Here is a 12,887-nt window from a genome sequence, read left to right as displayed (position 1 = left end):
CCGAATCGCCGGTAACTGTTCTGTGGAGTCGCGCCACCGAACCCTATGGTGCGATGGCGCGAAACGCACTGTCTGTCTGTTAGTTGAGAAGACTTCCCTGGAGTTCGGCGCGCAGGTCCGGTGTCAGCACCGTTCCCGCCCGGTCGACGAGCAGAGCCATTTCGTAGCCCACCAGGCCGATGTCGGCCTCGGGGTGTGCGAGGACGGCCAGTGAGGAGCCGTCCGAGATGGACATCAGGAAGAGGAACCCGCGGTCCATCTCCACCACGGTCTGGGTGACGGCACCGCCCTCGAAGATCCTGGACGCCCCCGCGGTCAGCGAGGTCAGCCCGGAGGCGACGGCCGCCAGCTGGTCGGCGCGGTCCCGCGGGAAACCCTCGGACATGGCCAGCAGGAGTCCGTCGGCGGAGACCACCACGGTATGGGACACCCCGGGGGTGTGGTCCACGAAATTGGTGATCAACCAGTTGAGATTCTGCGCCGCCTGGCTCATCGGGCTCACACTAACGCTCCTGGTTGTAGGTACTGCCCGGGCCTCGACCCGGTCCGTTCGTATCCGTCCCCGTGGTTCCCGCGTTGCCGGTGTTGCCCGCCCCCGCGTTGCGGCCCCGCTGGACGCCGCGCCGCAGGTTGCTCAGCCTGCCACGTACATCCTCCGGCGCGCGCGAGACCTGGGGGCCGTTCTGCGGCGTAGACTCCGCCGTTCCCTCGATCAGGTTGGCCTTGGGAACGCGCCGGGGGAGTCCCGAAGGAGTGATCCCGCCGGCCTTGGGCTCGCGGAGCTTCTCGGCCCGCTGCCACCGGTCGTCGTTCGTCGAACGCCACTCGTCGGGGCCGTTCGCCTCACTCTGTCCGTTCTGCGGCTGCGGGGCTGCTGTCGGTGCGTACGTCTCGTCTCTCGGGTGGCTGTCGTTGGTCGGGGCCTGCTGCTCGGAGGCCCGCGCTGTCTCCTGCGGCGTACCGGCCGACGGCGCGGTCCCGCCGAAGAGATCGGTCCCACCGCCGTTCTGTCCGTTCCGCTGCCCGTCGTCCTCACCGGTGGACGGCCACGAGTCGGCCTTCGGCGGCTGCGGGGCGCCGCCACGGCGTGGCAGTCCCGCTCCGGTCATCTCGTGACTGGTGCTCGGGGAGGGACCCGGACGTTCGAATTCTACGCGTTTCCCGGTGCCCGCCGCAGCGCCGTCGGAGGATTCCGATTCGGTCCGCCGCTCCGGCTCGAACCCGCCCTGGTAGCCACTGTTGTCACTCCAGCCACCCTGGTCGGCCTGGGGCGCGAAGAGGTTGTCGTAGCCCGCCCCGTTCGGCTGCGGAGCCCCGTAGGCCCCTTCCGTATACCCGCCGCCCAGGGGGTCCTGCTGGTCCTGGTACCCGTCGGGTGTCCCGTATCCGTCGCCGGAGCCGGAGGCCGGGTAGCCGTCGGCGCCGGTGTACGCGCCGTACCCCGCGCCCTCGTACGTCTGCCCGCCCTCGGCGCCACCCTGCTGGGTGGGGTAGCCGTTCTGGTCGTACGACGCCTCCTGCGGCGCGTACCGGCCGTCCGTCTCCTCGCGGTACTGCCCGTCGACCTGATCGCCGTACAGCGGCTGATCGCCGCCGGGCAGGGCCGCGGCGTCGCCGTTGCCACCGCCCAGTGCCGCACGGCGCTCGTCGCGCATGAGGGAACGGTTCACCGGGTCGAGGCTGCGCGGATTCGCCGCCCCGGCCCCGGCCCCGTCGTCGTACCGGGAGTCGTCGAAGCCGAGTTCGGCCGCGGTCAGCATCGGCGTCGAGAACGCCCGCGACTCCGGCTCGAAGGCCGGCGCCTGCTGCTCCGGAATGATCTGGGAGACGGTGAAGTCGTCCGGCGGGAGCTGCTCGCCGCCGCCACCGTGGGTGATCGCGTCCGGGAGCATGACCAGCGACGTGGTGCCCGCCTGCTCGCCCGAGGGTCGCAGCTGCACCCGTACGCCGTGCCGGTCGGCCAGCCGGCCGACCACGAACAGACCCATGCGCTGGGACACCGCGGCGTCCACCGTCGGCGGGTTGGCCAGCTTGTGGTTGATGTCGGCGAAGTCCTCGGCGGTGAGACCGATGCCCTTGTCGTGGATCTCGATCATCACGCGGCCGTCGGGCAGCCGGGTCGCGGTCACCCGCACCTTGGTCTGCGGCGACGAGAACGTGGTGGCGTTCTCCAGCAGCTCGGCGAGCAGATGCACGAGGTCGGTCACGGCCTGGCCGTGGATCTCGGTCTCGGGCACACCCGACAGCTCGATGCGCTCGTAACTCTCCACCTCGGAGGACGCGGCGCGCAGTACGTCGACCAGCGGCACCGGCTGGTTCCAGCGGCGGCCCGGCTCCTCACCGGCGAGGACCAGCAGGTTCTCACCGTTACGGCGCATACGGGTGGCGAGGTGGTCCAGCTTGAAGAGGTTCTCCAGCTGCTCGGGCTCGGCCTCGTTGTTCTCCAGGTCGGTGATCAGGGTCAGCTGGCCCTCGATCAGCGACTGGTTGCGCCGCGAGAGGTTGGTGAAGATCGCGTTGACGTTGCCCCGGAGCATGGCCTGCTCGGCCGCGAGCCGCACCGCCTCGCGGTGCACCTGGTCGAAGGCGCGCGCGACCTCGCCGATCTCGTCCCTGGAGTCGATCGGGATGGGCTGTACGCGGGTGTCGACCCGGCCGGGCTCGGTACGCGACAGCTGGTCGACCAGCATCGGCAGCCGCTGCTCGGCGATGCCGAAGGCGGCCGTACGGAGCTGGCGCATGGACCGGCTCATCTGCCGCGCCATCATGCCGGCCAGCACGAAGGCGGCCAGCAGGGCGATCAGCACGATCGCGCCGTTGATGATCGCGTCGTTCCTGGCGTCGTCGGAGATCTGCGCGGCGTCGCCGACGGCGTTGTCGACCAGGTCCTTCTCGATGATCGTGTAGCCGTCGAACTTGGCGGTGGTCGCCGCCATCCACGCCGTGGGGGTGACGCCCCGCTCCTCCAGCTGGGAGGGGCTGTCGCCGGTGGCGATCGCGGCGACCATGCCGTCGACCACCGAGCCGTCCTGCGCCGGCGGGGCGATGAACTTCTGGCCCGCCGCCGCGGCCTGCTGCCGCGCCGTCGCGAGCTTCTTGGCACCCTCGGCGGCCTTCTCCTCCATGACCTTCTGGAGCTTGGCCGTGTCCGCGTCCGTGCCGCCGGAGACGTACTCGGCGACCGCGATGTCCTCCAGGTAGGCGTACGACGAGAACGCGACCGACTGGCCGGACCGGACGGCCGGTTTCTCGCTAGGCCGCACAAGCAGGTGCAGACCGATGGAACGCTGGAGCGACGAGGCGGCCTTGGAGAGCTGGATGGCGTAGACGGTGCGGCCGTAGCTGGTGATGTTGCCGGTGCCGAGACCCATCTCGTTGGAGAACTCCATGAGGGAGTGCTGGACCAGCACGTAGCCCTCTTCGGTCGCCACCGGACCGCCGTTGCGGCCGGTCTTGTCCGGCGTCTCGACGCCCGCGGTGTACGCCGTCTTGCGGATCGTCTCCAGCTTGGGCTCTTCGGCCCGGAAGAGGCGCAGCCGCCGCTCCAGGCCCTCGTCCGGCGGCATGGACGCGACCGCGCGGTCGAACGTGGCCTTCGCCGCGTCCGTGGTGGCCCTGGCGTCCACGACGATCTTGTCGTCGCGCTTGTTCGTCAGCAGCGGCACGGCGGTGAGGTCGCGCTCGTTGAGCAGGGCCTGGCCGTACTCGGACGCGGCGCGTACGACGAGCGCGGTCCGCTCGGCGTCCTGCGCTTCCTTCCAGGTGTCGATGGAGCCCTTGACCTGGAAGCCGCCCATGACAAGACCGACGAGCACGGGTATAAGGAGGATCGCGTTCAGCCGGGTCGGCACCCGCCAGTTGCGCGGGGCCAGCCGGCTGGTGCTGCCGGGTGCCGGAGGCTTCCCTGGCGCGTTCGCAGGCGGCGCCGCTGTACGCCGCGGCGGGGTGAAGTTACCCCGCGCCGCCTGCTCCGCGGAGCTCGTCTTGCTACGCCTCACTCGACCAACAACCTCTCGGCGTCGGCACCTACGCTGTGCCGTTTTTCGTTCAGGGCTGTACTACTCGGGAGTTCATCGAATTCCAGCACGTGAGGCGGTCCCGTTCCAAACAGTGGGAATCGGCCATTCCGAGTGGTCCATACCGCAGATAAAACGGGCATAAAGAACGAGGCCCGTCAAAAGGCGAAGCCGATATGAGCGCAGGGATACCAGCCGAACGCGTCGGGTGTCCGAGCGGCGTGAATTCTCTTCTCAAACGTTATGAACACCGAGGTGGGCCGTGTCAAAAGACACAGCCCACACCCGGCTGGGGATACAGCAACTGCCGTACGCGGTCGTCTACTTGAGCCGTGCCATGAGTGCGTGTTCGACGAGGGTGATGAGTCCGCTCTTGGCGTCGGCGCGGTGGCGGGCGTCGGTGGTGATGATGGGCGCGTCCGGGCCGATCTGGAGCGCCTCGCGTACTTCCTCGGGGGTGTAGGGCTGGTGTCCGTCGAAGCCGTTGAGGGCGATGACGAAGGGGAGGCCGGAGTTCTCGAAGTAGTCGACGGCGGGGAAGCAGTCGGCGAGGCGGCGGGTGTCGACGAGGACGACGGCGCCGATGGCGCCGCGTACGAGGTCGTCCCACATGAACCAGAAGCGGTCCTGTCCGGGGGTTCCGAACAGGTAGAGGATCAGGTCCTGGTCGAGGGTGATACGGCCGAAGTCCATGGCCACGGTGGTGGTGGTCTTGTCTCCGGTGTGGGTGAGGTCGTCGATGCCGGCGGAGGCGCTGGTCATGACGGCTTCGGTACGCAGCGGGTTGATCTCCGAGACGGCGCCGACGAACGTGGTCTTGCCCACGCCGAATCCGCCCGCCACCACGATCTTCGCGGAGGTCGTCGATCGTGCCGCTCCGCCGCTAGAGCTTGCGAAGTCCACTGAGCACCCTTTCGAGCAGTGTCACATCCGGCGTGCCGCCGGCCTCTCCGTTACCCGGCTGGTGGATGGCCACCATGCCTGCCTCGGCCAGGTCGGCCACGAGGATGCGTGCCACTCCGAGTGGCATGGACAGCAGTGCCGAGACCTCGGCGACGGACTTCACCTCACGGCAGAGATGGCAGATCCGCTGGTGCTCGGGGAGCAGCCCGGCGAGATGCGCCGGATCGGCCGTCGTGCTGACCAGCGCCTCGATGGCGAGCTGGTACCGCGGCCGCGTCCGTCCGCCGGTCATGGCGTACGGGCGTACCAGCGGCTGATCGCCTTCAAGTCCGTAGGACGCGTCGACTGAGGCGCCGTACGGATCGTGAGAGGCGGGTGGCGGGGTCATGAATCCTCCGGGCGTGACAGCAAGATGTCTGCGTGCCGTCTGACTGGGCCGGGGTGGGGCCGGTTGGCGGCCTGACGGTGTGTGGTGCTGTGGGCGGTACCTGGAAGTCTCAGTGCAGCAGGCTCCCCTGGAGCTCGGCGCGCAGGTCCGGTGTGAGCACCGTTCCCGCCCGGTCGACCAGGAGGGCCATCTCGTAGCCGACCAGGCCGATGTCGCAGTCGGGGTGTGCGAGCACCGCCAGTGAGGAACCGTCGGAGACGGACATGAGGAAGAGGAACCCGCGATCCATCTCGACGACGGTCTGGGTGACAGGCCCGCCCTCGAAGATCCGGGACGCTCCCGCGGTCAGCGAGGTCAGCCCGGAGGCGACGGCCGCGAGTTGATCGGCACGGTCGCGCGGGAAGCCTTCGGACATGGCCAGCAGCAGGCCGTCGGCGGATACGACCACTGTGTGGGACACCCCGGGGGTGTTGTCCACAAAGTTGGTGATCAACCAGTTCAGATTCTGCGCCGCCTGGCTCATCGGACTCAACTAACGCTCCTGCTGGTGAGAGGGGCCGAGGTTGAAACTGCCGGTCGTCGAGCTGTCGGCGGTACGGCCGCCGGCCTGACGTCCCTGCTGAATGCCCCGGCGAAGGTTGGTCAGCCGGCCGCGTACGTCATCCGGCGCACGCGAGACCTGCGGACCGGTCTGATTGCTCTGCTCCTGCGCGGTTCCCGGCACCAGGTTGGCACGCGGGACCCGACGGGGCAGGCCTGAGGTGGTGATTCCGCCCGCGGCGGGCTTCTTGACCCGCTCGGCCTGGCGTACCAGCTCGTCATTGGGTGACGTGCGCCAGGAGGACGTGACGGCGCCGTTGCCGTTCGTGTTGCCGTTCGCGGGCTGCCGTTGCGGCATCGGGGGAGGAGAGGACGCCGGTCGGTCCGGCAGTCCCTCCGGGGAGTACTGCGGGGACGTCGGCTGCTGCTCGGGTCCCTCGGGCTGTTCCGGGCGGCCGGAGCCGCCGTTCTGCTGCCCGTGGAACCAGTTCGTCTCCAGCCTGTCGAACAGCGGCGTACGGCCGTCGCCCGGCCCGGCCGGGGGCAGTGCCTCCGGCTGCGGCTGCTGGGGCAGCGCGCCGACCGGCGGGCGCGGGGCGCCGAAGTCGGCGCCGTTCGGGCCGTTCTGGCCGAACGCGGGGCGGCCCTGGCTCTGGTCGTTGCCCGGCCGGCCCTGTCCGGGCGGCGGGTTCTGACCGAAGAGGTCGGCGCCGGGCGAGCCGGGCGCGGCCCCCGGCGCGGGTGGACGGGGCGCGTTGAAGTCGGGACGGGGGAACTGGGCCGTGGAGCCCTGGCCCTGGTCCTGCCAACCGCCATTCACGTCGCCCGAGTTGGGCAGCTGGTGGGATCCGGTGTCACCGAATCCGTTGCCACCGCCGGCGCCGACGGCGCCGGTGTTCAGGTCCGGTCGCGGACCGTCGAAGTCGGGACGCTGGAACTCGGCCGTGGAGCCGGGACCCTGCCCCGCCGACGGCATGGCGAACTGACCGGTGGACTCGGGCTCCTCGTGGCCGCGCGGGGCGTCCGGCGAGAACCGCTGCGGCGCGGGCGGCTGCTGGCCGCCCCAGCTCGTGGTTCCGGGACGCTGCGGGCGCTGCGGCGGCTGCGGGTTGCCCCCCGGCAGCTCGGCGCGCGGACCGCCGGGCGGCGGAAGCTGACGGCCGCGGTCGACCGGCGGCGGTCCACCGGCCGAGGCGTTGGCACCCTGCGGGAACCCGCCGCGGTCGCGGTTGCCGGGGCCGCCGCGTCCGCTCGGACTCGACAGGCTCTGACCGGGCCGGGCGAGCCGGCCGCCGGCCTGCGGCACCTGACCCGAAGGGCCGGGACCGGCCTGGGGGCCCGGACGGCCCGGTGCGCCCTGTTCGCGGGGGCTCGTACCGAACAGGCTCGGCTGACCCGAACCCTGGCCGGGGCCCTGACGCTGCGGATCCTGCGGCGGACCGGACTGCTGCGGCCGGGTGGGCAGACCGCTCTGCGCCCCGTTCCTGGCCGGCAGCGCGGCGCGGGGCCCCGTACCGGCGCCGACCTGGCCGCGTGACGGCGGGGTGGCGAGACGGCCCGCTCCGGCCGCGCCGCCCGCGAGCCCGGCGGCGATGCCGGACTGCTGACCGCCGCCGAGGCCGCCCTGACCGGCGGGTGACTGTCCGCCCGCACCGTTCTGCGCGCCGACGCCGGGGCGCGGCGGCATCTTCTTGCCGCCGTTGGCGACATCGACGGGCAGCATGACCAGCGCGGTCGTGCCGCCGGAGTCGGAGGGGCGCAGCTGGATCCGGATCCCGTGACGCAGGGAGAGCCGGCCGACCACGAACAGACCCATGCGGCGCGACACCGAGACGTCCACGGTGGGCGGCGAGGCGAGCCGTTCGTTGATCGCGGCCAGGTCCTCGGGGGAGAGGCCGATGCCGGTGTCGTGGATCTCGACGAGCACACGCCCGTCGGGCAGCGCGTGACCGGTGACGCGGACCTTGGTCTGCGGCGAGGAGAACGACGTCGCGTTCTCCAGCAGCTCGGCGAGCAGGTGCACGAGGTCGTTGACGACGCGGCCGGCGACCTCGGTCGTGGGCACCGAGGCCAGTTCGATCCGCTCGTACTGCTCCACCTCGGAGGCCGCGGCACGGAGCACGTCGACCAGCGGGACGGGGCGCGTCCAGCGGCGGCCGGGCTCCTCACCGGCGAGGACCAGCAGGTTCTCACCGTTACGGCGCATACGGGTCGCGAGGTGGTCCAGCTTGAACAGCGAGGACAGCTGGTCCGGGTCGGCCTCACGGGATTCGAGCTCGGAGATCAGCGACAGCTGACGCTGGATCAGGCCCTGGCTGCGGCGCGAGAGGTTGGTGAACATCGCGTTGACGTTGCCTCGCAGCAGCGCCTGCTCGGCGGCCAGTCGGACCGCCTCGCGGTGCACGTCGTCGAACGCCGCGGCGACCTTGCCGATCTCGTCCCTGGAGTGCACACCGACGGACTCGACGGAGGTGTCCACGTCCTGCGGGTCGGCCTCGGAGAGCTGCTTGACCAGCTCGGGCAGCCGGTCCTGGGCGACCTTGGTGGCCGTCTCCTGGAGGCGCCGCAGCGAGCGGATCATGGAGCGCGCGACGACGAAGGCGCCGACAAGCGAGACGCCGAGCACGACGAGGATCAGCGCACCGTTGATGAGGGCGTCCTGCTGCGACTTCTCGCGCAGCTGACGCGCCTTGTTCTCCATCTCACCGAGCAGCGTCTGCTCGATGATGTTCATCGCGTTGATCTTGGTGGACGCCTGGTCGGTCCAGTCCAGGTACGAGCGCTTCGGCCGCCCCTCCAGACCGCCGGAGATACCGAGCACCCGGTCCGCGTACTCGTCTGCCGCGTTGATCTCCGGGTTGCCCTTGCCGCTGAGCGGCGCCGTCAGCTCCTCGGCGTTGCCGCCCATCGACTCGTACAGGGCGTCGAAGGAGGCGAGTGCGTTGTCGCCCTTGGTGGCCGCCGCCAGACCGTAGAGCCGGTCGTTCTCGTTGAGATCGCCCGCCTCCTTGGGAGAGGCGGGCAGCGCGGAGGCGATGATCGCGCGCTGGATCGACGCGTACTCCTTGGCGGAGGAGAAGGCCGCCAGGGCGCGGGTCCGCTTGATCATGTCCGGGTTGCTGGTCGCCTGCGCCATGTCCTGCGAGAGGCTCAGCAGCGAGTCGATGAGACCGCTGTACGCGTCGACCGTCAGGGAGTGCGTGGCATCCGTGTCGTACGCGTCCTTGCGGATTTCCTGGATCTTGTTGACCTGGGTCGCGATCTGGCTGACGTTGGCGCGGATCGACTCCAGCGCCTGGTCGCCGTCGGTGTTCCCGATGTCCACGGTGGCGCCGAGGAAGGCCTTCTTCGCCCGGTCCGTCTTGGTACGACGGTCCTGGACCTTGAAGTCCTTGGGGTTCGCGCCGTTGGTGAGGGGACCCGCCGACTCGTCACGCTCCGCCTGGAGCGCGGCGGCGAGGCTGGTCGCTTCCTTCGTCATCTTGGTCAGCAACTGCATGTGCTCCAGCTGCTGCATGTCGTTCATGGACTCGTTGATACGCAGTCCACCCAGCGTGGTGGCCGCGACCACCGGCAGGGTGAGCAGTGCCACCAGACGGGTGCTGATGCGCCAGTTGCGCAGCGCTATTCGCGAACCCGCGTCGGTCGACGCCGACTTGGGAGCGGGGCTCGGGGTGTCGCCACCGGGCGCCGCACCGGACTTGGCACCCCGGTCGCCACCCTCGCCGGCCGGACCCGGGCCCGGGTTCTGGGTGTGCTGGGGCGAGGAGCCGCGGTCGGTTCCGCCGCGGGGCTCCTGCTCCGCCGCAGCGCTGCTATCCCTCTTGAAACGTCCCTGCACTAGCGTCGCAACCTCTGGACCAGGCGTCCCCCCGCAGTACGGCGGAACGGTGTCGGCGTCGTGGAGCGCAGAGTGCGCTCCAAGGTGGTCGTTGAGTGACCGGCGATGCTCCCCTTCCCCGCATGCCACTCGGCGCCGCGTCGCGCCCTTACGCGCCGTCCTGAAGAACCCGCGGCGGTGCGTGGAATTCCAGCACAGAGCCGGATCTCCAACAAGGGCCGCGTACCGGGCTGTGACCTGGGTGACACGTTGTGAGGGGGGAGTGACGATCGGTAGACGTCGTTCAGGGAGGAAACGGACTTCCCGTAACGAGTCCCTGACAGTCGGGGGGTGCCCCAGTCCTGATGATCAGGAGCGGAATGAAGGGTTCGATAGGGCAATGTCCGTTTCCGGAGGTCTCGACCTCTGTCCGTGTTGGGCGAAATGCCCGGCAGGTCGTGAGCAAACTCACATGGAGATCGTTGCGGCATCAGGGCTCTGGCGGGGAATTACGTGTTTAGCCTGACGCTTTACAGAGATGACGAATCTGACAACCGGTGCTCCCGGGCACCCGTATCCCGACAAGGTCTGAAACCACCGATGAAGACGACGAAGCTGTTCCGCAACACCGCCAACCCCCGCCGCACCACGCTGGCGAACCTGGACGACGCCGGGGAGCTCCTCCCGCCCGTGCAGCCGGAACACTCCGTCGACCTGCCGCTGCGCACCGCGAACCCGCGGCGTACGACGCTGATCGACGCCCCCGTCGCACACTAAGGCACGGCCCGCGGCGCCACCGCACCGCGTCGGCCCCCGGCCCCCACCGCGCTAGCCTGAGACGTCCTGAGACGGATCGTCTCCAGCCAGCCAGCAGCAAAGTGAGGGGCGACAGCTTCCCGTGCGCATCGCCAGATTCTCCATCGACGGCAATGTCGCCTTCGGCGCGGTCGAGGAGGACGGCACCGGCGGTACGGCCGCCGGCCTCGTCCTCGACATCATCAAGGGCATTCCGTACGCCGACTTCGAGCTCTCCGGCACCAAGGTCCCGCTGAGCAAGGTCCGCCTGCTCCCTCCCGTGCTCCCCAACAAGGTCGTGGGCATCGGGCGCAACTACGCGGCCCACGCGGCGGAGCTCGGCAACGAGGTGCCCGAATCGCCGGTCGTCTTCTTCAAGCCGACCACCTCGGTCATCGGCTCGGGCGACGACGTCGAGTACCCCTCGTTCTCCGAGGACCTTCACTACGAGGCCGAACTGGCCGTGGTGATCGGCCGGATGTGCCGCGAGGTGCCCCGCGAACGCGTCAAGGACGTCATCCTCGGCTTCACCTGCGCCAACGACGTCACCGCGCGCGACGCGCAGAAGCGCGAGAACCAGTGGGCCCGCGCCAAGGGCTTCGACACCTCCTGCCCGCTCGGCCCCTGGGTGGAGACCTCCATCGGTCTGCCGGCCGTCGCCGACGGCCTCGCCGTCCAGTGCACCGTCAACGGCGAACAGCGCCAGCTCGGCAGCACGAGTGACATGGTCCGCTCCGTGGAGGACCTCGTCGTCCACATCACCGAGGCCATGACGCTGTTGCCCGGCGACGTCATCCTCACGGGCACCCCCGCGGGGGTCGGCCCCCTCAGCGTCGGCGACGAGGTCGCCGTCACCATCGAAGGCATCGGCACTCTCACCAACAAGGTGATCAAGCGTGGCTAACGCGACCGTCCGCGTACGTTTCTGTCCCTCGCCGACCGGCAACCCCCACGTGGGCCTGGTCCGCACCGCCCTCTTCAACTGGGCGTTCGCCCGCCACCACGGCGGCACCCTGGTCCTGCGCATCGAGGACACCGACGCCGCGCGCGACTCCGAGGAGTCGTACCAGCAGCTCCTCGACTCGCTGCGCTGGCTCGGCCTCGACTGGGACGAGGGCCCCGAGGTGGGCGGCGAGCACGCGCCGTACCGTCAGTCGCTGCGCATGGACATCTACCGGGACGTCGCCGAAAAGCTGCTCGCCGCCGGCCACGCGTACCACTGCTACTGCACCACCGAGGAGCTGGAGGTCCGCCGCGACGCCGCGCGCGCCGCCGGCCGCCCCTCCGGGTACGACGGCCACTGCCGCGACCTCAGCGCCGCGCAGAAGGCGGCGTACGAGGCGGAGGGCCGTACCTCCATCGTCCGCTTCCGGATGCCCGACGGTCCGATCACCTTCACCGACCTGGTCCGCGGTGAGCTGACCTTCACGCCGGAGAACGTGCCCGACTACGGCATCGTCCGCGCCAACGGTGCGCCGCTCTACACGCTCGTCAACCCGGTCGACGACGCGCTGATGGAGATCACCCACGTCCTGCGCGGCGAGGACCTGCTCTCCTCGACCCCCCGTCAGATCGCGCTCTACCAGGCGCTGATGGGGCTTGGCGTGGCCCACTTCGTGCCGCAGTTCGGGCACCTGCCGTATGTGATGGGCGAGGGCAACAAGAAGCTCTCCAAGCGCGACCCGCAGGCCTCGCTGAACCTCTACCGCGAGCGTGGCTTCCTGCCCGACGGTCTGCTCAACTACCTGTCCCTGCTGGGCTGGTCGTTCTCCGCGGACCAGGACGTCTTCTCCCGCGCGGAGATGGTCGGTGCCTTCGAGATCACCGATGTCAACGCCAACCCGGCGCGCTTCGACCTGAAGAAGGCCGAGGCGATCAACGCGGACCACATCCGGCAGCTGGACGTGAAGACCTTCATGGAGGCGTGCGCCCCCTGGCTGCGGGCCCCGTACGCCAACTGGGCGCCGGAGGACTTCGACCAGGCCGCCTTCGAGGCGATCGCCCCGTACGCGCAGACCCGCGTGACGGTGCTCTCGGACATCACGGCCAACGTGGACTTCCTGTTCCTCGCCGAGCCGGTCGAGGACGAGGCGTCCTGGACGAAGGCGATGAAGGGCGACCCGCTGGCCCTGCTCACCACGGCCCGCGCGAAGCTCGCGGACGCGGACTGGTCGAGCGCCGAGTCCCTGAAGAACGCGGTCCTCGAGGCCGGCGAGGCGCACGGCCTCAAGCTCGGCAAGGCCCAGGCGCCGGTCCGCGTCGCGGTCACCGGCCGCACCGTGGGCCTGCCGCTTTTCGAGTCCCTGGAGATCCTGGGCAAGGAGCGCACGCTGCGGCGTATCGACGCCACGCTCGCCAAGCTCGCGGCCTGACGCGCTGACGAACTGACGCGCGAGCTCCATCCGATCGGTACGACACGTGGGCC

Annotated in this window: 9 protein-coding genes; 3 read left to right on the top strand and 6 right to left on the bottom strand. The window is 70.0% G+C overall.

Annotation, left to right across the window (positions count from 1 at the left end; genetic code table 11):
• Positions 1–79 precede the first annotated feature (79 nt).
• From ACFWHU_RS30385 to ACFWHU_RS30360, 6 genes are all read right to left on the bottom strand, one after another.
• Positions 80–493 (bottom strand): roadblock/LC7 domain-containing protein, encoded by a 414-nt coding sequence (locus tag ACFWHU_RS30385; RefSeq protein ID WP_078079450.1) that lies wholly within the window; start codon positions 491–493, stop codon positions 80–82.
• 10 nt (positions 494–503) lie between these two features.
• Positions 504–3,998 (bottom strand): nitrate- and nitrite sensing domain-containing protein, encoded by a 3,495-nt coding sequence (locus tag ACFWHU_RS30380; protein ID WP_387228684.1) that lies wholly within the window; start codon positions 3,996–3,998, stop codon positions 504–506.
• Between the two features lie 339 nt (positions 3,999–4,337).
• A complete protein-coding gene (locus tag ACFWHU_RS30375; protein WP_078074889.1) occupies positions 4,338–4,919 on the bottom strand; it encodes an ATP/GTP-binding protein in 582 nt (193 codons plus the stop codon).
• A complete protein-coding gene (locus ACFWHU_RS30370; protein WP_023538417.1) occupies positions 4,900–5,307 on the bottom strand; it encodes a DUF742 domain-containing protein in 408 nt (135 codons plus the stop codon). Before ACFWHU_RS30370 ends, ACFWHU_RS30375 begins: the two co-directional genes overlap by 20 nt.
• Positions 5,308–5,416: 109 nt before the next feature.
• The gene (locus ACFWHU_RS30365) at positions 5,417–5,830 is read right to left on the bottom strand and encodes a roadblock/LC7 domain-containing protein (protein WP_023538416.1); all 414 of its coding nucleotides are present in this window, start codon (positions 5,828–5,830) and stop codon (positions 5,417–5,419) included.
• Positions 5,831–5,839: 9 nt separating this feature from the next.
• A complete protein-coding gene (locus ACFWHU_RS30360) occupies positions 5,840–9,688 on the bottom strand; it encodes a nitrate- and nitrite sensing domain-containing protein (protein ID WP_387228682.1) in 3,849 nt (1,282 codons plus the stop codon).
• Between the two features lie 579 nt (positions 9,689–10,267).
• Between ACFWHU_RS30360 and ACFWHU_RS30355 the strand changes: the two genes are divergently transcribed.
• From ACFWHU_RS30355 to gltX, 3 genes are all read left to right on the top strand, one after another.
• Positions 10,268–10,444, top strand: a complete 177-nt coding sequence (locus tag ACFWHU_RS30355) for a hypothetical protein (protein WP_187280366.1) — start codon at positions 10,268–10,270, stop codon at positions 10,442–10,444.
• 121 nt (positions 10,445–10,565) lie between these two features.
• Positions 10,566–11,366, top strand: coding sequence for a fumarylacetoacetate hydrolase family protein (locus ACFWHU_RS30350; protein ID WP_381793791.1), 801 nt, complete (start codon positions 10,566–10,568; stop codon positions 11,364–11,366).
• Positions 11,359–12,834, top strand: coding sequence for a glutamate--tRNA ligase (gene gltX, locus ACFWHU_RS30345; RefSeq protein ID WP_385798638.1), 1,476 nt, complete (start codon positions 11,359–11,361; stop codon positions 12,832–12,834). Before ACFWHU_RS30350 ends, gltX begins: the two co-directional genes overlap by 8 nt.
• The last annotated feature ends 53 nt before the right edge of the window (positions 12,835–12,887 follow it).

The organism is Streptomyces sp. NPDC060366 (assembly GCF_042725135.1).
Taxonomy (GTDB): domain Bacteria; phylum Actinomycetota; class Actinomycetes; order Streptomycetales; family Streptomycetaceae; genus Streptomyces.
Note: the sequence above shows the minus strand (reverse complement) of the source record. Positions and strands in the feature narration are given on the sequence as shown.